This window comes from Stenotrophomonas sp. STEN013 (assembly GCF_056760355.1).
The window spans coordinates 704,569-725,121 of record NZ_JBRREO010000001.1; the positions used below are offsets into that span (position 1 = coordinate 704,569).

Annotated in this window: 15 protein-coding genes and 1 riboswitch; of the genes, 5 read left to right on the forward strand and 10 right to left on the reverse strand. The window is 65.3% G+C overall.

The window, feature by feature from the left end; all coding sequences use genetic code 11:
- The gene (locus tag ACVOMH_RS03010; protein ID WP_481550999.1) at window positions 1–966 is read right to left on the reverse strand and encodes a helix-turn-helix transcriptional regulator; all 966 of its coding nucleotides are present in this window, start codon (window positions 964–966) and stop codon (window positions 1–3) included.
- Window positions 967–1,128: 162 nt separating this feature from the next.
- Between ACVOMH_RS03010 and ACVOMH_RS03015 the strand changes: the two genes are divergently transcribed.
- Window positions 1,129–1,905 (forward strand): DUF481 domain-containing protein, encoded by a 777-nt coding sequence (locus tag ACVOMH_RS03015; RefSeq protein WP_054660161.1) that lies wholly within the window; start codon window positions 1,129–1,131, stop codon window positions 1,903–1,905.
- A gap of 102 nt (window positions 1,906–2,007) precedes the next feature.
- Here the strand turns inward: ACVOMH_RS03015 and hemC are convergent, their stop codons facing one another.
- The 6 genes from hemC to ACVOMH_RS03045 form a co-directional block, all read right to left on the reverse strand.
- Window positions 2,008–2,919 carry a hydroxymethylbilane synthase gene (hemC, locus tag ACVOMH_RS03020; RefSeq protein ID WP_481551000.1) on the reverse strand — a complete coding sequence of 304 codons (912 nt, stop codon included), beginning with the start codon at window positions 2,917–2,919 and terminating at the stop codon, window positions 2,008–2,010.
- Between the two features lie 30 nt (window positions 2,920–2,949).
- Window positions 2,950–3,678, reverse strand: coding sequence for a LytR/AlgR family response regulator transcription factor (locus tag ACVOMH_RS03025; RefSeq protein WP_057505748.1), 729 nt, complete (start codon window positions 3,676–3,678; stop codon window positions 2,950–2,952).
- 100 nt (window positions 3,679–3,778) lie between these two features.
- Window positions 3,779–4,444: an alpha/beta hydrolase gene (locus ACVOMH_RS03030; protein ID WP_481551001.1), complete on the reverse strand. Its 666-nt coding sequence runs from the start codon at window positions 4,442–4,444 to the stop codon at window positions 3,779–3,781.
- Window positions 4,445–4,495: 51 nt separating this feature from the next.
- Window positions 4,496–6,451 carry a glucans biosynthesis glucosyltransferase MdoH gene (gene mdoH, locus ACVOMH_RS03035; RefSeq protein WP_481551002.1) on the reverse strand — a complete coding sequence of 652 codons (1,956 nt, stop codon included), beginning with the start codon at window positions 6,449–6,451 and terminating at the stop codon, window positions 4,496–4,498.
- 905 nt (window positions 6,452–7,356) lie between these two features.
- Complete coding sequence (locus ACVOMH_RS03040; RefSeq protein WP_481551003.1) at window positions 7,357–7,680, reverse strand: DUF3817 domain-containing protein; 324 nt, start codon at window positions 7,678–7,680, stop codon at window positions 7,357–7,359.
- Between the two features lie 165 nt (window positions 7,681–7,845).
- Window positions 7,846–10,440 (reverse strand): bifunctional diguanylate cyclase/phosphodiesterase, encoded by a 2,595-nt coding sequence (locus ACVOMH_RS03045; RefSeq protein ID WP_481551004.1) that lies wholly within the window; start codon window positions 10,438–10,440, stop codon window positions 7,846–7,848.
- A gap of 1,043 nt (window positions 10,441–11,483) precedes the next feature.
- Here ACVOMH_RS03045 and ACVOMH_RS03050 point away from each other — a divergent pair.
- The 3 genes from ACVOMH_RS03050 to pnuC all read left to right on the forward strand — a co-directional run bounded on the left by ACVOMH_RS03050 (window position 11,484) and on the right by pnuC (window position 15,566).
- Window positions 11,484–12,620, forward strand: coding sequence for a phosphotransferase enzyme family protein (locus ACVOMH_RS03050; RefSeq protein WP_481551005.1), 1,137 nt, complete (start codon window positions 11,484–11,486; stop codon window positions 12,618–12,620).
- A gap of 42 nt (window positions 12,621–12,662) precedes the next feature.
- Window positions 12,663–12,758: riboswitch (TPP riboswitch) on the forward strand.
- 70 nt (window positions 12,759–12,828) lie between these two features.
- Window positions 12,829–15,003, forward strand: a complete 2,175-nt coding sequence (locus ACVOMH_RS03055) for a TonB-dependent siderophore receptor (RefSeq protein ID WP_481551006.1) — start codon at window positions 12,829–12,831, stop codon at window positions 15,001–15,003.
- Window positions 15,000–15,566 carry a nicotinamide riboside transporter PnuC gene (gene pnuC / locus ACVOMH_RS03060; RefSeq protein WP_481551007.1) on the forward strand — a complete coding sequence of 189 codons (567 nt, stop codon included), beginning with the start codon at window positions 15,000–15,002 and terminating at the stop codon, window positions 15,564–15,566. Before ACVOMH_RS03055 ends, pnuC begins: the two co-directional genes overlap by 4 nt.
- A 34-nt stretch (window positions 15,567–15,600) precedes the next feature.
- Here the strand turns inward: pnuC and ACVOMH_RS03065 are convergent, their stop codons facing one another.
- The 3 genes from ACVOMH_RS03065 to ACVOMH_RS03075 all read right to left on the reverse strand — a co-directional run bounded on the left by ACVOMH_RS03065 (window position 15,601) and on the right by ACVOMH_RS03075 (window position 17,995).
- The gene (locus ACVOMH_RS03065; protein WP_481551008.1) at window positions 15,601–16,953 is read right to left on the reverse strand and encodes an XVIPCD domain-containing protein; all 1,353 of its coding nucleotides are present in this window, start codon (window positions 16,951–16,953) and stop codon (window positions 15,601–15,603) included.
- Between the two features lie 30 nt (window positions 16,954–16,983).
- Window positions 16,984–17,400 (reverse strand): hypothetical protein, encoded by a 417-nt coding sequence (locus ACVOMH_RS03070; RefSeq protein ID WP_481524068.1) that lies wholly within the window; start codon window positions 17,398–17,400, stop codon window positions 16,984–16,986.
- A 211-nt stretch (window positions 17,401–17,611) separates the two neighbouring features.
- On the reverse strand, window positions 17,612–17,995 hold the full coding sequence (locus ACVOMH_RS03075; protein WP_481524069.1) for a hypothetical protein: 384 nt from the start codon (window positions 17,993–17,995) through the stop codon (window positions 17,612–17,614).
- 1,097 nt (window positions 17,996–19,092) lie between these two features.
- Here ACVOMH_RS03075 and ACVOMH_RS03080 point away from each other — a divergent pair.
- Window positions 19,093–20,358, forward strand: a complete 1,266-nt coding sequence (locus ACVOMH_RS03080; RefSeq protein WP_481551009.1) for a ferredoxin reductase family protein — start codon at window positions 19,093–19,095, stop codon at window positions 20,356–20,358.
- Window positions 20,359–20,553 lie beyond the last annotated feature (195 nt).

Consider the following 20,553-nt stretch of genomic DNA (forward strand, 5'->3'; position numbering starts at 1 on the left):
TCAGTCGTAGTTGCTCAGCGCCAATGCAAGCAAGGCTTTGGCCTGCTCACGCAGCGACTGCGGCTCGACGATCTCCGCATCGGAGCCGTAATGCAGCACATCCATCAGCAACTCGCGTGAAACGCTGTAGGGCACCTTCAACTCGTAGCGGCCATCGGCCAGAAAGCGGCCCTGCTGCTTGGAATGCCAGTGCTCGTCGGCGACCCAGCGCGCGGCCTTGGCGCTGAACACGATCGTCGCCCAGCCCTTGGGCGCGCCGGAGAAAATGCCGTAGCTGGCGGCCAGTTGTTCGTCCAGCTCGGTATCGGGCACATCGCGGGCCAGCTGGTCCAGCAATCGCGCCTGGTGGATGCGGTCCACCGCGAAACTGCGCACCGCCTCGCGGCTGTGGTCCCAGGCATCCAGATACCAGTTGTCGCGGTAATGGGTGATCCGCTGCGGCGACACCGTGCGTCGGGTGGCCTCATCGGTCGAACGCGCGCGGTATTCGAAGGACAGCTGCTTGCGCTCCAGCACCCCGGACGCCACCGTGCGAAAGCTAGCCTCGTCCAGCTTGCGACCGCGGTGCGGGATGACCCGCACCCGCTCCACCGGCCAGTTCGACGCCCCGGCCTGGGCCGCCAGCAGCCCCTCGATCCGCTGTTGCAGGGGCGCCAGCACCGAGGACAGCACGCCACCGCCGGTCCGCGACAACAGGTGCTGGGATGCCAGCAAGGCATGCAGCTCCTCGGAGCTGAGCCACAGCCCGGGCAGCTCGAAACGCTCGCTTTCGCCAGTCTGGTAGCGGAACCCGGCTTCGCCGTCGCCTTCCACCGGCGCCATCAGCGCATCGCGCAGGAAGGCCAGATCCCGGTACACGGTGGCTCTGGAACAGCTCAACTCCTCCTGCAGCCGTGCCACCGTGACCGGATAGCGGGCCGACTTGAGAAGACGATGCAGCGCGTTGATACGTTCATAGCGGTCCATGAGCCCGATTATGTCCGAGTCCGCGCTGCAATGGAGCAGCGGCCCTGGCCGGACAATCTTCAACCGCGACTAAAGCGCCGCGCCGCGCTGAACCGGGGGTGGCAGGGCTTCCGGTATCATCAAACCGTCCGTTTTCCCCCCTTGTGCCCCGGAGACTGCTTGATGTCCCTGCGTGTTTCACTGATTTTCCCGCTGCTGCTGTGTGCTCCGCTGGCCTGGGCCGACAGCGGCTCCGATCCTGCCGCGATGAGCTCTCCCTGGAGTGGCAGTGGCGGTGAACTGGGCTTCGCCTCGGCCCACGGCAACAGCAGCACCGAAAGCTTCAACGGCCGCCTGAAGCTGCGTTACAGCGATGACGACTGGGTCCACAGCATGGACCTGTTCGGCCTGCGTTCCAGCGCCGAGTACACCGTCACCGCCGACGACGGCAGCACCTCGCGCAAGCGCCAGACCACCTCCAACCGCTACACCGCCGGTGCCGGCAGCGCGCTGCAACTGGGCGAGCACCGCCAGCTGACCGCGACGGTGCGCTATGAAAATGACGATTTCGCCACCTACGACCGCCAGGGCAGCTTCGGTCTGGGTTATGGCACGCGCCTGATCGATGCCGAGCGGGTGACGCTGGATACGCAGATCGGTCCGGGTGTGCGCCGCTCGCACAATTCGGAAACCGACGAGAACCGCACCGACCTGATCGGCCGTGGCCTGTTCGACCTGAAGTATTCCATCACCGACAACACCGATCTGGTCAACACCCTGCTGGTGGAATCAGGCTCGTACAACACCTTCGCGCAGAACGACTTCGGTGTGTCGGTGAGCATGAACAAGCACTTTGCGCTGAAAGCCGGCTGGCAGGCCCGCCACAACAGCGACGTGGCCGAGGACAAGCGCAAGACCGATACGCTGACCACGATGAACGTGGTGTACAGCTTCAAGTAAGCGAGCACGTTCACGATACAAAAAGCCGGCTCGCGCCGGCTTTTTTGTGTCGATGCAACCGGGCGCTTCTGCAACGGACGGACCCGCCCCTCCGGTCGTGGCTCAGCGCAGCAGGTCGGCGGCGCCGGCCTGCAACAGCTGCGCGGCGACCCGCCGGCCCAGCGCTTCCGGATCCGCGGCCGGGCCCAGCGCCTCGGTCCGCACGATGCGGCCATCGGCCACACCACCGACCAGCCCCTGCAACCACAGCTCGTCATCGCCTCGCCATTGCGCCAATCCGGCCACCGGCACGTGGCAGCTGCCATCCAGCGCCCGGTTCATCGCCCGCTCGGCTTCCACGCAGGTGCGCGTGGCGACGTCATCCAGCGTCGCGACCCGCGCGATCACCTCGGTCGCATCGGCGCGGCATTCGATGGCCACTGCGGCCTGCGCCGGTGCCGGCAGCCATTGCGGCTCAACCAGCCGGCTGCGGATGCGCCCGCCCAGCTGCAGACGTTCCAGCCCGGCGCAGGCCAGGATGATCGCGTCGTAGTCCCCGGCGTCGAGCTTGGCCAGACGCGTGTTGACGTTGCCGCGCAGGTCGCGCGACTGCAGATCCGGCCGCAGCGCGCGCAGCTGGGCCTGCCGGCGCAGCGACGAAGTGCCCACCACCGCGCCGTGCGGCAGCTGGTCCAGCGTGGCGTAGTGGTTGGAAACGAAGGCATCGGCCGGGTCGGCGCGGGTCAGAATGGCCGGCAACACGAACGGTGCCTCCAGTTCCATCGGCACATCCTTGAGCGAATGCACCGCGCAGTCGGCTTCGCCGCGCAGCATCGCCAGCTCCAGCTCCTTCAGGAACAGGCCCTTGCCGCCGATGGCCGCCAGCGAACGGTCCAGCACCTCGTCGCCGCGCGTGCTCATCGGCACCAGGGTCACTTCCAGCCCCGGATGGGCCTGGCGCAGGCGGTCGGCGACGTGTTCGCTCTGCCACAGGGCAAGCGGGCTCTTTCGGGTGGCAATACGCAAGGTAGTCATGTGTCCATTATCGCCGCAGCGGCGCGGCGGTCACAGCTGCGGCAACGCCTGCTTCAGGCTGGCCACGCAGCGGCGGCTGATTTCCAGTGGCTCGGGTACATCGCGCAACACCGCATGCACCTGCCCGGCCGGGGCACGCCGCAACTCGACCAGCCGCGCACGCGCGACCAGGCAATTGCGGTGGATGCGGATGAAGCGCGCCGGGAACTCTTCTTCCAGCGAGCGCAACGATTCCTCGATCAGGTCCTGCCCGCGGGTGTGGTGCACCACCACGTATTTCTCGTCGGCCTGCAGATACAGGATGTCTTCCACTGGAATCAGCCGCAGGCTGCCGCGCAGCCGTGCGCACAGCACCCGCCGTGCCTGCGCGGCTGCGGCGACCGGGGCATGGTCACGCCCGGCGACAAAGGTGCGCGCCCGCTCCAGCGCCGAGGCCAGCCGCTCGGCGCGCACGGGCTTCATCAGATAGTCGATCGCCGCCGCCTCGAACGCCGACAGCGCATGGGCGTCGTAGGCGGTGCAGAACACCACCGCCGGGCGTGGCTCGAACTGCGCCAGGTGGCGCGCCGCCTCCAGCCCGTCGACGCCGGGCATGGCGATATCCAGCAGCACCACATCCGGCTTGAACTCGGCGCAGGCATGCAGGGCCTCCACGCCGTTGGCCGCCTCGGCGACCACTTCCACCTCCGCGTGCTCGGCCAGCAGCGCGCGCAACCGCTCGCGGGCGAAGGGCTCGTCATCGGCAATGACCACTTTCATGTCATCTCCCCAAAACCATCAATCTGCCACCGGATCGGCGTGCTCCCCGGCCCGCGACTGCTGTGCGGACCACACGCCAACCATGCTGCCAATACTCACATCATGCGTGCGCGAAACGAAGCTGCAGCCATTCAGCCAGCGCCTGGATCTCCTCGGCGCAGACCTGGTGGGCCATCGGGTAGCGGTGCCATTCCAGCGCGAACCCCAGCTGCCTGAGCACCTGCGCGCTGTGTTCGGCGATCTGCAGCGGAATCACCGGATCGGCACTGCCATGGGCCATGAACACCGGCTGGGCGGTGGCGCCTTCCACCAGCTGGCGGGCGGCGGCATCGACTTCCGGCAGGTAGGTGGACAACGCGATCAGGCCGGCCAGCGGCTCACGCCGGGTCAGGCCGGTAGCCAGGGTGATGGCGCCGCCCTGCGAGAAACCGGCCAGCAGGATGCGGTCGAGCGGAATGCCGCGCGCCTGTTCGCGTGCAATCAGCTCCTCGACCTGCGCCACCGACTCGGCCACGCCAGCGGTATCGGCGCGGCTGCGGAAATCCATGCTGACGATGTCGTACCAGGCCCGCATCGGCATGCCACCGTTGATGCTGACCGGGCGCTTGGGCGCATGCGGAAACACGAAGCGGATCGCCGGCCAGTGCGGGCGCACCAGTTCAGGCACGATCGGTGCGAAGTCATGGCCATCGGCGCCCAGGCCGTGCAACCAGATCACCGACCATTCCGGCGCCGCGCCGGTTTGCTGTTCCACTGTTTCCAGCATTTCCACGACTCCCAAAGACAGGCCCGCATTATGCCTGCCCCGGGCCCCGGCTCAGTCCTGCAGGGGCTCGCGCAGTGCCGCCGCTCTCAGTTCGGCCGCGCGCACCAGCACGGCCGGCGGTGCACTCTCCTCGGGAATGGACAGCAGGCCATGGCGCCGCAGCCAGTCGCCGGCGCTGCGCGAGGACGTCAGCGCCACCACCGGTACCGCCAGCGCCATGCCGATCACCACTGGCGCCATCCATGCCGCCAGCGGCGGCGAAACCGCATAGGCCATGCCGCCGACCAGCACCCCGAACACACTCAGGCCACCATAGCGGCGCAGCAGTTCCGGCCACGACACGCTGCCATCGTCACGCTGCTGCGCATCCCACCCCGAATCCTTGCCGGCCAGCACTTCGGCCACACCCCGCGACTGCACGTACATCACCACCGGCGCCATCAGCGCCGCCAGCACGGTTTCCAGCAGCACCGAGACCAGCGCGCGCAGCGCGCCACCGCAACCGAGGCGTTCGTTGCGCGAGGTGAGCATGGCGACATAGCCCATCGCCTTGGGCGCCAGCAACACCGCCATGGTCAGCACGAACACCCACACCACACCGTCCTGGTCCAGCCCGCGCCAGTACTGCGCGGGGGCCAGCTGCAGGTGCAACTCCTGCGCCACATCGATCCCGCCGTGGATCAGTGGAATGGCCACCCCGATCAGCATCAGCATCGCCCACATCGGCGCGGTGAAGTAATGGCCAATGCCGATCAGCATGTGCACCCGGCTGATCCAGTGCAGCCCGCTGGCACTGACAACCTTGGCGTGCTGCAGGTTGCCCTGGCACCAGCGGCGATCCCGGATCAGCAGATCGGTCAGTGTCGGCGGGCCTTCCTCGTAGCTGCCGTGCAGGTACGGCACCATGTGGCAGGCCCAGCCGCCGCGACGGATCAGCGCCGCCTCGACGAAATCGTGGCTGAGCACATGTCCGCCAAACGGCTTGCGGCCGGGCAACTCGGGCAGCCCCGCCTGCTCGGCGAAGGCCCGGGTGCGGATCACCGCGTTATGGCCCCAGTAATTGCTCTCGGCCCCGTGCCACCAGGCCACGCCATAGGCCATCACCGGCCCATACACCCGGCCGCCAAACTGCTGCATGCGGGCAAACGCGGTACGGCCGTTGACGACGGCCGGCAATGACTGGATCAGGCCGACGGTGGGATGATTTTCCATCGCCGACACCAGCCGCACGATCACCTCACCGGTCATCAGGCTGTCAGCATCCAGGATCAGCATCTGCGGGTAGGCGCCTCCGAAGCGGCGCACCCAGTCGGCGATGTTGCCGGCCTTGCGCCCGACATTGCTGGCACGGCGCCGGTAGAACAGTCGCCCGGCGCCGCCGGTGGCCTGCACCAGCCGTGCGAACACCTGTTCCTCGGCGCGACCGGTCACCTCGCGGGTCGTGTCGCTGAGCACGAAGAAATCGAAGTGATCCAGCTGCCCGGTGGCCGCAACCGATTCGTAGATCGCCTGCAGGCCGGCCATCATCCGCCGCGGGTCCTCGTTGTAGGTGGGCATCAGCAGCGCAGTGCGCTCACGCAACGCCGGCAGCGGCGTATCCGGATAGATGCCCAATTTCCGCCGCCCGCGGAGCAGCGCCTGCAGCCCCGCCAGGCTGCCGACGAACGACAGGGCGACCCACGCGAACAGCAGCACGAACAGCGCCAGCAGGCAGACTTCCAGCACATTGATGCCGCCACTGGCCAGCACCCGGGCCATCATCGCGCTGGCTGCCAGCGTCATCAGCGCGGTCGTGCCGAACACATACAGCCGCCGCAAACCGATATTGGCCGGCGCGGTGAGCTGCCGCGGCGCATGCAGATAGCCGTCGCGCAAAGACTGCTCGGGCATTGCCAGGGGATGCTCGGCCGGCAGCACCGCCATACCGGCATCCCGTAGCGGTGAACCGGAAATATCGAACGTCACGCGCGGCGCCCCACGACGAAGGACAGGAGAAAACCGCGGCAATCGGGAAGATGACCGCGGCTTGGGCTGGGATGAACGCTGCTTCCGTGATGCACCAGAATTCCTCGATGGGACGGCGTGATAGGCGGAAAACGTTAGACGGTTCAACTTAAACCTGCGGCAAACGCCAGGCCGCCGGCGCGGTGCCCTTTCCCCCAAACCGATCAATGCGGGAGCCCCCTCCACCGCATCGCCGTACCGGCATCCTCAACGCCAGGTCCACCTCATGACGGAGCCCGCACCTGGGCGCAGGACGGCCCCATTATCAATGAACCTCCGGACGGCCACCACTTTGCTGCGGGCCGCCCCCGCAATCCGCCCCCATGGCGTCGCCCAAACGCCCAAACGCCCCGACGCCTCGCCGCAGCACCGGCGCCCGCCGCTCCGCATTTCCGGGATGTCCTGGCGCGTGACCTGAAGACCGGCACCGCTGGCAGCAGCAGGCGCCGGTCCCGACCCCGAAGAAACCGCCCACCGGTGGGCGAATGCCTCACAGGGGCCCGCTCGCCTGCCGCCGCGCACCGGCGTCACGAAAACCAGCGCACGTTAGACAGAACCCGAAATGAACACGCGCCGGCTGCAACGCCACGAAACCTCCGGCCCAACTGCCCGAAGGCGTGCTCCGCGCAGGCGGCCGGCATGTGCACCGCTGCAGACCTCTGCGGCAGACCGTTCGTGCAGCACGGCCATGTTGAAGGCACCCGGCACGACGCAAGGAATGCCATCAAACAAACCGCCGGAAAGATCACCGGCAAAAAAATTGCGGGAAACGGCCGGCACGATGCAAACCCTGGCCGGCATGACACAAGGGGCCGCGGACAAGGCCGCCGACAGCCGCAGAAAACACTCCGGCCGGACCGTACAGCGCCCCCGGGCATGATCATCCGGGCACGGTGAAGCGCAGCCGATCAGCCCGGACGGTGGGACAACAGTCCGATACGGCGGAACCACATCTCCACCGGCACAGTGACCAGCGGCGGCACCGCGGCCACCAGCGCCACCAGCATCGCCCAGAGCGGCCAGCGCAACCTGCCCCACGCATACAGGCTGACCACCACATAGAACAGGAACGCCGCACCATGCAGCGGTCCGAAGATCCTCACCCCCAGCGTGGTGGTTTCCGTGCCGTACTTGAGCAGCATGCCGACCAGCAACCCGGCCCAGGTGACACCTTCGATAAACGCGGCCGCGGCAAACAGCTTGCCTGCGGGAGAGAGCGGTTTGGCAGACATCAGAAACCCGTGCGTGTGCAGAAAGGCGGGAAATTGTAGGCCAACCGCGCTGCTCACCCTGGATCAGCGCCGCTTTGCGCGACAGGCAGATCACATCCGTGCCGAAAGTCATGACCGACTGCGCCAGGCAACGGCACGTAGGGATCACCTTTACCTCTGTCTTATTCAACCGACCCGGACGTTAGCTTTTTCACGCTGGAACAGCACCCGCTCGGGGCGGTGCAGCAGGAAACCCTGGGCGTAGTCCACGCCGAGCTCGCGCAATACAGACAGCACGTTTTCGTCATCCACCCATTCGGCGACGACCTTCAGTTTCCGCTCGTGGCCAATCCGGGTCACGGCATCAATGATGATGCGGCTGACCGGCTCTCGCCCAAGGTCGCGCACGAAGCTGCCGTCGATCTTGATGCTGTCCACCGGCAGGTTCTTCAGATAGCCGAAGGAGGACATGCCGGCACCGAAATCATCCAGCGCGATCCGGCATCCGGACGCGCGCAGGCGCTCGATCACACGTGCCACGCGTTGCAGGTCGCGCACAGCCACCGTTTCGGTGATTTCAAAACACAGCCGCTCCGGCGGCACCCTGAACGTGGTGATCGCATCGAGGATGAAATCCGCCAAACCGTCATCCTCGAGGCTGGCGCCGGACAGGTTGATGGAACAGCTGTGCAGCTGGACACCGCACGGATGGATCCGGGAGAAGTTGGCCAACGCGGTACGGATCACCCAACGGTCCACCGCCGGCATCAGCCCGTAGCGCTCGCCGGCGCTGAGGAAGGCACCGGGCATGACCTCACGGCCGTTGTGATCGCGCATGCGCAGCAGCAGCTCCACATGCACCGCATCACCCGCCGCCGGGTCAAGCGCCACCAGCTCCTGGTAGTCCAGCAAAAGCTGGCCCTGCTCCAGCGCCCCGCGTAGGCGGTTGGCCCACTCCATCTCGCCGATACGCTGGGTGCTGGCGGCATCCTCGCGATAGGTGCAGACACGGTTGCGGCCATTTTCCTTGGCTTGGTAGCAGGCGCTGTCGGCCCAGGCCAGCAGGTCCTTGAGCGTGCTGCCTTCCCGCTCGACCATGACCAGGCCAATGCTGGCGCTGACGGTATAAGTACGCTCCTGCCAGTGGAAAATATGGCTCTCGATGCAGCGCCGGATGCGCTCGGCCAGCGCTTCGGCCTGCACCAGGTCCACATCGAACGCCAGCAGGGCGAACTCGTCCCCGCCGAGCCGGCCGAGAATCGTGTTGCGGCCCAACACGGCGCGCATCGCCCGCGCCAGCTGTACCAGCAACTGGTCACCGGCCGCATGGCCGGACAGATCGTTGATCAGCTTGAACTGGTCCAGGTCGAAGTACAGCAGCGCGAACGGCGCAGCCAGTGCAGTGCCGTCCTCACCGGCCAGCGCTTCGCGCAGCAGCCGCTCGAACTCGCGACGATTACGCAGTCCGGTCAATTCATCGTGCGTGGCCTGGTAATGCAGGCGCTCGGTCATCGCCCGCTGCGCACTGGTATCGGTGGCCACCATCAGCAAATGAGGCAGTGCCTCCACTTCCACTTGGGCCAGCGAGGCATTGATCCAGAAAGCCGCGCCGCCGGCCGGGGTCAGCATCACCTCCTGGCTGCGCCACCCACCACCACTCACCGCCATGGCAATCGCGCGCTCGCAGGCATGGCTATCGGCGAACAGCGAGCCCAGCGGTGACCCGACCACGTCACCCAGCAACTGCCGCGCCGCCTGGTTGGCGTAGGTAATGCGACTGCCGTCACCATTGGCCAGCAACACCAGCGCCGGCAGCAGTTCGTTGAGAGTGCGGAAGCGTGCCTCGCTTTCACCGAAGCGCACGCTCATGCGCCGCCCCAGATCAACCGCGCGGCGCCGGGTCGTCATCTGCGACCACACCAGCAGTGCCAGCAGGGTACTGATCGCGGTGCCGCCGATAAGGATCGCGCGCAGTTGCCCCCATTCGAACAGGTCAGCGCGCGGCCACAGACGCATCTCCCAACGGCGGCCGCCAAAATCCAGTTGCCGCACTTGCTGGGGAACTTCGGCGACCGGCGTGGCTGACGCAAATACCAGGTCCTGCCCGGCAGGCGCATCCAGATCGCGAATCTGCACGTGCATGTATTCCAGCACGCGCCCCTGCAGTGCCTGGGTGATCATCGGCTCCAGTCGCATGCTGACCGCCAGCGCTCCGATCTCGCGCTGACGACGTTCAGGCACCGTCAGCGGAACCGCACCGGGAGAATAGACCGGCAGGCGCACGGTGACGCCGGTGGCACTGGCCGCAGCGTCCTGGAACTGCAGCAAGGGAAACGGCGCTGACGCGGTGGGCATATCGCGGTCCCGCGCCAGCTGCAATGCCCGTAGATTATCCGGCTGCCGGGTGATATCGAAACCGACCAGCACCTCGTTTCCCTGCAGCGGCGCCACAAACTGGTAGCGGTAAGCCACCTGGCCGGGATCGGTGGCACTGAATTCGGCGCGCGCGAAGCCGGTGAGTACATAACCTTGCGCCAGCTCTTGCGGACGCAGGTTCTTCTGGTATTGGGAGAACTCTTTCTGGTCCATTCCATCGCTGGAAAGGAACACCGTCTGCATCGAGCGCAGCACCATGGCCGCCCCCTTCAGCGGCTCGCGCATGCGCGACTGCGCCGCATTGGCCAGCGAGCCCTGCAAGGATTCAGTGCGCTGCTGCTGGTAGACCCACTCATGGTGCGCCAGAGCCGCCGTGCACACCAGGCCCAGCAACAATACCGCCAAAGCCCAGAACGGAGAGGTGGGTACCAATCCGCGCGTAATCGCGTTGCCCGTACCCGTTTCCTCCGGTGTCCTCCCTGCCTCCCGTACTGGCATGAATTCGGCTCCCTGAAGATGACAACGACAATAATGCTCCCCCCCACCCGTCGCGCAGTGAAAGCGGCGTGGTCTATACACACATCGTCCGTGCCGCAGCAGCAGGCCGACTGTCGCCGATCAATAACCCTATCGGGTGATGAAAGGAATTCTTGAACGCAAACCCGGGACCGCAATCCATTTCTGAAACGGCGTGCCGGGTTTCACTTTTGACCACCATCGCCGCGCCGCTTCATCCATGGAGCCGCCTCGGCCGGCCGGTTCCACGGTAAGCCGGACCGATGCCAAAACACACATCCCTGCCGTGGCCGCCTTCGCAATTCGCTGTCCCGCCAATCAAGTGGACTTGAGCGGGTCAGCTCACGGCACCCTGCGGAGCTGAACGCGTTGTTGAATCCAACAGGCCCTGTTCAACGAACGTGATGTGTCGAAGCCCATGCCATCGTTGTGGTGATAGAGGCGCGGACCACAGCTTGGCTTGGCTTGGCTTGGCTTGGCTTGGCTTGGCTTGGCTCACTCGCACAGCAACGGTACGACGCCGGCGGCACGGGTCTCATCGCGTTGCGGTAGACCCGCCAGTGGCGAGGTGCATCTTCCCGCTCACCTTGCGACGAGCACGCTTGACACGACACTGCCCGGTGACATTTCCAGCCGCGCGCAACGATCCGTGGTTGCTACGACGAAACCTGGATTAATACCTGGCCAGATTGTCCCCGCTGTGAGAGAAGCGAAGTGGAAGCCGGAGCGACACAACGCGTGCGGCCAAAGTCGCTGCGGGGGGAATAGCTGCGGCAGCCGCATCCTGGCCACACCAAATTTCCAGGAACAGCGTTCACGGTTGGCGCGGGGTTACCTGGTTCAACTGCACCTTCTCCACGTGCATGGCCTTCCGCACCGCACGCGCTACCCTGCTGCTCCCGTCCCCCCTTGCACGTCACTACCGTCTTCCCATGAACAACACCGATCACCGCGTCCAGGGCCTCAACAACGATGAGGTGGCGGCCGACTGGCCTGCGATCAGCGCGCGCGAGATCGCATGGCTGAGCGGGCGTTTCCCGCAACTGGAAGGTGCCGGTGCGGTGTTGTGGCACAGCCCGCGGCCGATGTCAGCGGCGGCCATCGTCGAGGGCCGACACGGACAGGTGTTCATCAAGCGCCATCACCACAGCGTCCGCACCACGGCCAGCCTGGGCGAGGAACACCGCTTCATCGCCCATCTCGCCGCTGCCGGGGTACCGGTGGTGCAGGTAATGGGTGATCGCGATGGCGCCACCGCCATTGAACATGGTCACTGGACCTACGAGCTGCATGCACTGGCCGCCGGTCAGGACCTCTACCGCGACGCACCATCATGGACACCGCCGCTCGATCCCGGACACGCGCGGGCCGCCGGCGCGATGCTGGCAACCCTGCACAACGCCGCTGCGGGTTACCACGCCCCGCAGCGCAGCACGCACATGCTGGTCGCACGCGATGACCTGATCCGCGCGGCCGATCCCATCGCGCAACTGCAGCGCGATCTGGTCGAGCGCCCGGCACTGGCCGACTATCTGGCGCGCAAACCGTGGCAGCGCGATCTGCAGCAGACCGTGCTGCCGTGGCACCGCGCGCTCGGTGAGCGCCTGCACCGCGAACCGCGGCTGTGGGCACACAACGACTGGCACGTCTCCAACCTGCTGTGGCGCGACACCGGCAGTACCCCGAGGGTGGCCTCGGTACTCGACTTCGGTCTCGCCTCGCCTACCAGCGCGCTGTTCGATCTGGCCACCGCGATCGAGCGCAACGCGGTGGCGTGGCTGGAACTGGAGCGCGGCGCGCAGGCGGTGCATACCGATATCGCGCTGGCCCTGCTCGACGGCTACCGCCGCGTCCGCCCGCTGAGCGCGGCGCAGGTACAGCTGCTGGCCGACCTGCTGCCCATCGTCCACTTCGATTTCGCCCTGTCGGAAGTGGAGTATTTCCACGGCGCCACCGGCTCCACCGCCAACGCCGACATCGCCTGGCACACCTTCCTGCTCGGCCACGCACAGTGGTTCACCCGCAACCCGGGACAGGCGCTGCTGGCCGCGCTGCGCGCCGCCGCCTGAACCGGCGCACGGGCCAAATCCATCCGGTTGTGGTCAAATACGCCCCTGAAGCGGGGGTGCCTGGCGTGATCAGGCTGAGAGAGTCCCTTGGAACCTGATCCGGTTTGCACCGGCGTAGGGAGCTTTGAGCAGCACCCGAACCCCCTCTTTGGCGGGGTTCGTGCGCGCGCCTTCGCTTCGTCTCCCCTCCTGGCTGATGACGAACCGAATGAACCGCTGCTACCGAATCTCGCTGTTGACTGCCGCCCTGGGCGCGGCGCTGCCGCTGTACGCCAGCAACGTTGAAACCGAGGCCGCCGACCGCTCGCCCACCGAGCTGGCCGCCGTGCGCGTGCAGGCCAAACAGGACGCTGCACCGCAGACCACCCAGTCCGGCAGCTTCGGCGGCGGCGACTGGAAGAACACCCCGGCCGCGGTCAGCGTGCTCGATCGCGCCCTGCTCGACAGCCGTCAGGTGCGCACGCTCTCCGAGCTGGCGCACAACGATGCCTCGCTCGGCGACAGCTACGCGCCGGTCGGCTACTACCAGAACATCGCCATCCGCGGCTTCGCGCTGGATACCGCCACCGGCTACCGCTTCAACGGCCTGAGCATTGCCGGCGAGCAGCGCCTGGCGCTGGAACACATCGCGCAGGTGGAAGTGCTCAAGGGCGAGGCCGGACTGGCTGCCGGCGTGATGGCACCGGGCGGCATCATCAACTACGTCGGCAAGCGCCCGGCCGACGTCCGCAACCTCACCCTGGCCACCGATGCCGAAGGCAGCCGCTACGCCGCCATCGACGTGGGCCACTGGCTGAGCCCGCGCTTCGGGGTGCGCTTTAATGCCGCCTGGGACGACAGCAATTCGTATATCGAGCACGCCGATGGCCGCCGCAACTTCTATGCGCTGGCCACCGACTGGCGGATCAGCGAACGCGCCAAGCTCGAGGTGGATGCCAACTACCAGACCAGCGCGCAGCGCTCGGCCTCGGCCTACCAGCTGCTCGGCGCCAGTGCGCTGCCGGGCGAAGTGGACCGGGAGCACATGCTCGGCTACCAGGCCTGGCAACGGCCGGTGGGCATCGACAGCACCAACATCACCGCGCTGCACACCTGGGACTTCAGCCCGAACTGGCAGTCCCGGCTGTCGGCCAGCCACAGCCGCACGGTGATCGATGACAACGTCGCCTTCGCCTATGGCTGCTACTACGCCGCGCAATGCGCCGACGGCAGTGTGCCGGGCAACTTCTTCGCGCCCAACGGCGACTACGACATCTACGACTACCGCAGCCCGGACGACACCCGCCGCAACCAGGAGCTGCGCGCCGAACTGCATGGCCGCTTCAGCACCGGCAACATCGGCCACCAGCTTACGCTCGGCGTGGACGGCTTCCACCGCACCGTGGACAAGCGCCGCAACGTCAACGAGTACGTCGGCACCGGCAACATCCATGACACGGAGGTACCGCAGTTCGCGCCCTCGCCGCTGCAGCCGGGCCCCTCGGTGCGCCGCCTGGACAGCAGGCAGAACGCGCTGTTCGTGCTCGATCGCATAGATCTCGGTGCCGACTGGCAGTGGCTGGCCGGCGGTCGCTTCGTGCGGCTGGAGGAGACCGCGCGCAACAAGCGCGGCGCGCTGGAACGCGAAAGCCGCCTCTCACGCTTCCTGCCGCAGAGCGCGCTGATCTGGCGCGCGAACGATCAGCTCAATGTCTACGCCAGCTATGTCGAAGGCATCGCGCTGGGTCAGGAAGCACCGTTCTGGACCACCAATGATGGCGAATTCCTGCCTGCGGTGCGCTCGCGCCAGACCGAAGTCGGCGTCAAGTTCGCGGCCTCCGAGGCACTGGCGCTGGGCGCGGCGCTGTTCCGCATCACCCAGCCGTTCCAGTACGCCCAGCCCGATGCCAGCGACGCCGGTTACACCTTCGTCGAGCGCGGCCAGCAGGCCCACACCGGTCTGGAACTGACTGCGCGCGGGCACGTCAGCGAGCACCTGCGGCTGACCGCCAGCGCCAGCGTGCTGCAGGCCGAAGCCCGCCACAGCGGCACGCCCGCCTATGAAGGCCATCAGCTGATCAACGTGCCCAAGACCCGCGCCAGCCTGCACGCCGATTACGAGCTGCCGTTCGTTGAAGGCCTGGGTATCACCGGCGGCTGGCGCTATGCCTCGGCCAATGTCGCCACCGCCGATGGCCGCGTGCGCGCGCCCAGCTACAACGTCGCCGATGCCGGCCTGCGTTTCCAGCACCAGCTGCGCGGGCATCGCATGAACTGGAACCTGTCGGTGGACAACCTGTTCAACCGCTTCTACTGGCGCGATACCGGCAGCAGCTCCGGTGACTACTACCTGTTCCCCGGCGCACCGCGTCAGGCCCGCCTGTCGGTCACCATCGCGCTATGAACCCGGCGCTGCTGGAATGGTCGGCCGTCGTCTTCAGCATCCTCGGCGTGTGGCTGATGACGCAACGGCGGATGCTCGCCTGGCCGGTCGGACTGGTCTCGGTCGGCCTGTACGCACTGGTGTTCGTACAGGTCAGGCTGTATTCCGATGCCCTGCTGCAGGGCGCCTTCGCCGCGTTCCTGCTGTACGGCTGGCTGACTTGGCGCCGGCAACTGCAGCACGACGGCCAGATCGTCATCGCGCCACTGGCAATACGCCAGTGGTCGCGTGACCTCGGCATCGGCCTGGCGTTCGGCCTGGCCCTGGGCGCGGCGATGCACAGTTTCACCAACGCCGCGCTGCCGTGGCTGGACGCCATACTCGCCGCGCTCAGCCTGGTGGCGCAGTGGTGGCAGGCACGCCGGCATGTCGCCGCGTGGTGGCTGTGGATCGTGGTCGATGTGGTCTATATCGGCATGTACCTGGTCAAATCGCTGCACGTCACCGCTGCGCTGTACCTGCTGTTCGTCGGTCTGGCGGTGATGGGCCTGCGGGCATGGAGCAAGGCGGCCAGGACGGTCTGACGGGCCGGGGCCGGCTCATGCCGGCCCCGGCTTTTTACCCCAACCCAGGTTGAGGGGCGTGTACCTGTCCACGTTGCTCGGGCTGCTGCTCCTGCCGCCTACTCTGCGTTTCATTCAGTACCTGCAAGTGGGCGAGCGACTGCTCAACCGACCTGCCCAGCGCTTCATCGGTACGCATATGTGCTCGCAGATGCGCCGGATCATCTGGCACGCCTTGCACAACAAACAGGTTCTCACCGTGTTGGGCTGTCCCGGTAGTTCGGCTGAGCAGTACATGGTCTATCTGCGTCAGACCATTTTCTTTAGCCAGGCAGGCAGCACTTGCCACCAATCTGGCGCTATTGCCGTCGTAGTTCCTTCCCAGATTCTGCTCGAGACACCGCACGGCCCTCTCCGCCTGGCGATGCAACGGATCCTCCTCGGGCATAGTGCCGCTATGGAGGTCGAGGTAGCTGGGATGCACATCATGCTCCAACCGGTTTACCTCTGGCGGGAATACTCTTGGCGCGATCTGCTGCAACGTGGCCGGATCGAGGTCGCCGCTGGCCGGCAGCCCCCGTGCGTTCTGGTAGTTGATGACAGCAGGCTGCATAGAAAGCCTGTAGACGCCATCTTCCTGCAAAAGCCCGCCATTGGTGTCACGAAAACCCTCCGCGTTCAAGCGCTCCTGGATCAGACGCACGATATCCGCCGACTCTCCAATGCGGATCACACTATCATCGATGACTGGCCTAGCTTCGATGCCTTGTGTCTGTCCCGCGGGATCAATGGACAGCCGGCCACTGGCCAGATCTTCAATATAGTTCTCATAGTGCTGGTAATAGCGGGTATCGACCTCGAAGTGGACATGCTTGCCAGCACGGGCGTTGAGCCCACGATTACTCTGGATACCAAGAGACTGGCCGTACCCGACCTCGTCGCCCACGTGGACGGCGATGGGATAGAGATGCCGGGCCCTCACAATCACCTCACCACCGCGCCTGTCGAGGATGTCGACAACACCATTGGCAGCGTCAACACGGCCGACATAACCTGCCATCGGTGCAGGCACATCAACCTGCCGCACGCCAGGCTGGCCACTCGCGATTCGCGAGTCCTCCAGTATGAAATCTTTCACGAGCAGAACCTGGTCCTGCGTCAATGCGCGATATTCGTCGGTGCGCGCCGCCTCCACCTCCTGAATTTCACCACCTACAACGCTGTAGGTCCGCCGGCGATGGTCTTCACCGCGGACAACCACTCCATTCAACAGCTGTGCGTTCCTGTTGTAGTCCGGGTGATGTGTTACCAGCCCTTCAAGGTCGTTGAACACTTCGTTTCTTTGAACTCTGTTCCGATCCGGCGCCCCCAGTTGCAGCATTCGATAGCTTGGCAATTCCCTTTCCATAGATTCTTCCTTGTCTGATCAAAAGCCCTTCTAGCGATCGCACTTCCTGTAGACATCGGCGTGGAATTCTGACGTAACGGAAAGATTCCCATCGCTGAGCACGAAAATTTTGGGGTCGCCTCTTTCGTAGACCCCGGAAGGTCCGACATCCACCAACGATTCAATCCTCCACGCCGGTGGCTCGCTCGAAATGACGGCCACCGCAGATGGGGTGCTCTGATCCTCATACCCCTGGAGCAACTCTGCGCTGATGTGCATCACGTTGTCCCCGTCGAGAGGTTGGCCACGTTGTGGGCAAACCGCCGATGCAGGAATCCAAGAGCCGTGCAGTTCCTGTGGATAGGACGCGACCGCTTTCGTACCAGTAGAAGACGCCACGCCCGCATCTGCGGTCATCGCAAAAGCAATGGCCGAGATGGCAATGGCGAGCGAGAATTTCCAGTTCATCCACCTGCACTCCCTGTCTGCGTGATTGAATCTTCGTCGTTTCGCCCCTCAAAGAAGCAGGCGGGAGGTTGTCCCATTCCGCTGCAGACTCAGCCAAGAACCGTTTGAAAGAAGAACGAACCATCCAGAAATCCTGACACCCAATACAGAACGGTTATGTGGCCATGCTTTCCTGAACCTGATGGCTGCTACTCGATCATACTGTCGGGGTTTATCTGCACCGGCGGTACTTTCTGGTCGCCTCGCCATCAGAGATGGTCAGATGATCATTTTTGACGATATACAGATCATCAGTAGTGATCCCTGGGGCGTTGTCTGAAGTTGCAGAAACCCGCCAGGCAAGCGGGCTCTCTGAAACACGCTCTATGGAAACAGGTGCCTCCTGATGCTCGTAGCCCATCAGCCGCGCCGTTTCCACTCGTATCGGCGCATCCAGATCTGGATCGATGGGCAACTTGCAGGAGCCCTGCCCAAGATCCCACGTACCTTGAAGCTCTTTGGGGTAAACCGGTGACGGCCCGCTCTTTGCGGCTGATACCTCATCAGCCGCCGATATAGAAATCAATACCAGAAGAACAGCCTTCAGCGGACGCATATCCATCTCCTTGTGAAGAGCACTAGCCATACAGCTCACCCGGCGCTAGCCAACAACCTGGAACAAAGCGACACACATTCCGTGTCACAGGCCTTTATTGGCTTGTGCATGATGCAATCCTGCGCAGTTGCGGCGCTGTGCCGGTCGCCTCCTTGTTGTAGATACAGTGGCAACAGATACACCGCCTTCGGGACATTGCCTGTCAAACGAATCGAAGAATGTCGGCAAATCACATGTGGCGGTGTAGGAAAAGACCACCAACACACGCGTCAATCCGGTATTCGACCGCGGCTCAGCCCCACACCACGCCGACACAACACAGACTTGGAGAGCCAGGAGTGCGAACGTATGGGTCGCATTCTCGTCCCCAGACCTGAAAGAAAGAACGGCAGCGTCTCGCCTGATAGAACAGGTATCTCAGCGTTGCTTCAACTACTGTCTTTCAGCCAGGCGGTGATCGGCCTGCGGGCATGGAGCAGGGCGGCCAGGACGGCCTGAAAACCACGGGCAGCACCGGGCTTCGATACTTGCCGGTCGAAGCCCGGCTTGCTGCAATCTCGCCCACTTCTTTGGAGTGCGCCATGCAGGACATCGGGGCGTAGTTGCTGGTAAATCCGGCTCGGGCAATGGTGGGGTGTCGTTGTGAGTCACCCTGCTGATGCAGCTGCGCAGCATCGCTGTGGTGACATGCGGCGCCGCGCGGATTGTTGTCGCTCTGCACATACGCGTCAGCTGACCGGAAACCTTTCACGAAATACGGGTCACTCCACTCTGATCCCTGTTTCTATCTGTTCCTGCTTTTTCAGCCCGCTCGGCTGCCGATGATCTACCCGCAGGTGCGGTGGACACGGGAAAAAAGCGTGGATGAAGGACGAATCGAAGAGGCCCCGCTGCGGAGGACAGGCGCAATCCTCACCGGGGAGTTGTCTGCACCTACCGCGTCCATGCCGGTCGTGGCCTGAGGCGTGTGCGGCGGCGCGTCGAGGGAGGTCAATGCGGCCAAACAGCCTGACGGCGGCACTGTGCCGCCCCTGCCTGTCACTGCCATACTGCGTACGCGCCTGAACGGCATAGGCGCCCCAAACAGGCCAACCGCCATGCGCTTGAAGACCGCCCCCGTGTTGATCGGATTGTCTGCGCTGAGTTTTGCGCTGGTTTTTGTCGATCTGCCGGCGGGAACCCGCGGCAGCATGGCGGCCGTCAGCCTGGCCTCGGGCGTGGCGGCGCTGGTGATGATGGCCTGCGCCGCCTTGCTGGGTGCGCGCTGGAAAGTGGTGGAGTCGGCATTCGGGGGACTGGACCGGGTCTATGAAACCCATAAATGGCTGGGGGTCTGGGCGCTGGTCTTCGCCTCGGTGCACCTGGCATTCAAGGCGGGCATGCCGGGCTGGGAGACCGCCGCAATCATCGAACTGCCTGCGCCGGTGACGCGCCTGGTACGGCAGCTGTCCTACATCGCGCTGATGCTGATCGTGCTGCTCGCACTGAACCGCAAAATTCCGTACCGCACCTGGCGCTGGTGGCACAAGTTGTCCGGCCCGCTGTTCCTGATTGTGGTCCTGCACTGGCTCAGCTTCAAGTCACCGGTCGCGCTGCTGTCCCCGGCCGGTGTCTGGCTGACCATCGCCGCGGCGCTGGGTGCCGCCGGCGCCTTCTACAAACTGTTGCTCTATCCCTTTGTATCCAACCGCGCCGAATACCAGGTCACCGGCGTGGTATCCGGCCCTTCCGCGGTGCGGCTGGTGCTGTCGCCGCTGGGCCACGGCATTGAATACCGGGCGGGCCAGTTCGCCTTTGTGTCCTTCAGTGCGCCCGGGCTGCACGAGCCCCATCCGTTCACCATCGCCAGTGCGGGGACGCGCGGCGAGCCGGTGCAGTTCGTCATCCGCGCCCTGGGCGATTACACGCAGCGTCTGGTCCGGGAGGTTTCCATCGGGATGACCGCCGAAGTACACGCACCGTTTGGGCGATTCATGCGGCCGGCGCAGGCGACCGCCGAGGTATGGATCGCTGGCGGCGTTGGCATTTCTCCATTCCTGGCCTGGCTGGATGATCCTGCCGCGCGCGGACTAGAACGCATCACCCTGTTCAATTTCCAGACGCCGGGTCGCGCGTTTCCCGCCGCCGAGGAGTTGGCCCCGCTCGCACAGCAGCGCGGCGTGGACTACGTGCCGATACTGGCGGGCGTGGAGACCCCCGCCTTCCAGGAGAAGTTCGCCGCGCGGGTGGCCGAAGCGGGCCCCTCCCATCTCCAGGTCTGCTTCTGCGGCCCGGCCGGCCTGCTCGAGGAGGTCCGCAAGATCATGGCCGCCCATGGCGTGCCCAACGCCAACCTCTCGCACGAACTGTTCGACTTCCGCTGACGCGGCCCCCCGGCCGCCGTCATCCAGACGGTGCTGCAGGCATCGGCGCACCCGGCGCCTGCTGCTTGCCACATCGGCGTTAGGTGCGGGCGCGAATCCGATGAGGGCCAAGCCAAGGCCGCCGGGCTGGCGCCGCCCGGGTCCGGAACCGCCCTGAACCACGCATGGGGCGAGCGGGTGTTCCGCCCGCGGGGT

Coding starts and splice junctions, on each gene's coding strand:
- ACVOMH_RS03010 (WP_481550999.1), bottom strand. CDS start 966: ATGGACCGCTATGAACGTATCAACGCGCTGCATCGTCTTCTCAAGTCG.
- ACVOMH_RS03015 (WP_054660161.1), top strand. CDS start 1,129: ATGTCCCTGCGTGTTTCACTGATTTTCCCGCTGCTGCTGTGTGCTCCG.
- hemC (WP_481551000.1), bottom strand. CDS start 2,919: ATGACTACCTTGCGTATTGCCACCCGAAAGAGCCCGCTTGCCCTGTGG.
- ACVOMH_RS03025 (WP_057505748.1), bottom strand. CDS start 3,678: ATGAAAGTGGTCATTGCCGATGACGAGCCCTTCGCCCGCGAGCGGTTG.
- ACVOMH_RS03030 (WP_481551001.1), bottom strand. CDS start 4,444: ATGCTGGAAACAGTGGAACAGCAAACCGGCGCGGCGCCGGAATGGTCG.
- ACVOMH_RS03040 (WP_481551003.1), bottom strand. CDS start 7,680: ATGTCTGCCAAACCGCTCTCTCCCGCAGGCAAGCTGTTTGCCGCGGCC.
- ACVOMH_RS03050 (WP_481551005.1), top strand. CDS start 11,484: ATGAACAACACCGATCACCGCGTCCAGGGCCTCAACAACGATGAGGTG.
- ACVOMH_RS03055 (WP_481551006.1), top strand. CDS start 12,829: ATGAACCGCTGCTACCGAATCTCGCTGTTGACTGCCGCCCTGGGCGCG.
- pnuC (WP_481551007.1), top strand. CDS start 15,000: ATGAACCCGGCGCTGCTGGAATGGTCGGCCGTCGTCTTCAGCATCCTC.
- ACVOMH_RS03065 (WP_481551008.1), bottom strand. CDS start 16,953: ATGGAAAGGGAATTGCCAAGCTATCGAATGCTGCAACTGGGGGCGCCG.
- ACVOMH_RS03070 (WP_481524068.1), bottom strand. CDS start 17,400: ATGAACTGGAAATTCTCGCTCGCCATTGCCATCTCGGCCATTGCTTTT.
- ACVOMH_RS03075 (WP_481524069.1), bottom strand. CDS start 17,995: ATGCGTCCGCTGAAGGCTGTTCTTCTGGTATTGATTTCTATATCGGCG.
- ACVOMH_RS03080 (WP_481551009.1), top strand. CDS start 19,093: ATGCGCTTGAAGACCGCCCCCGTGTTGATCGGATTGTCTGCGCTGAGT.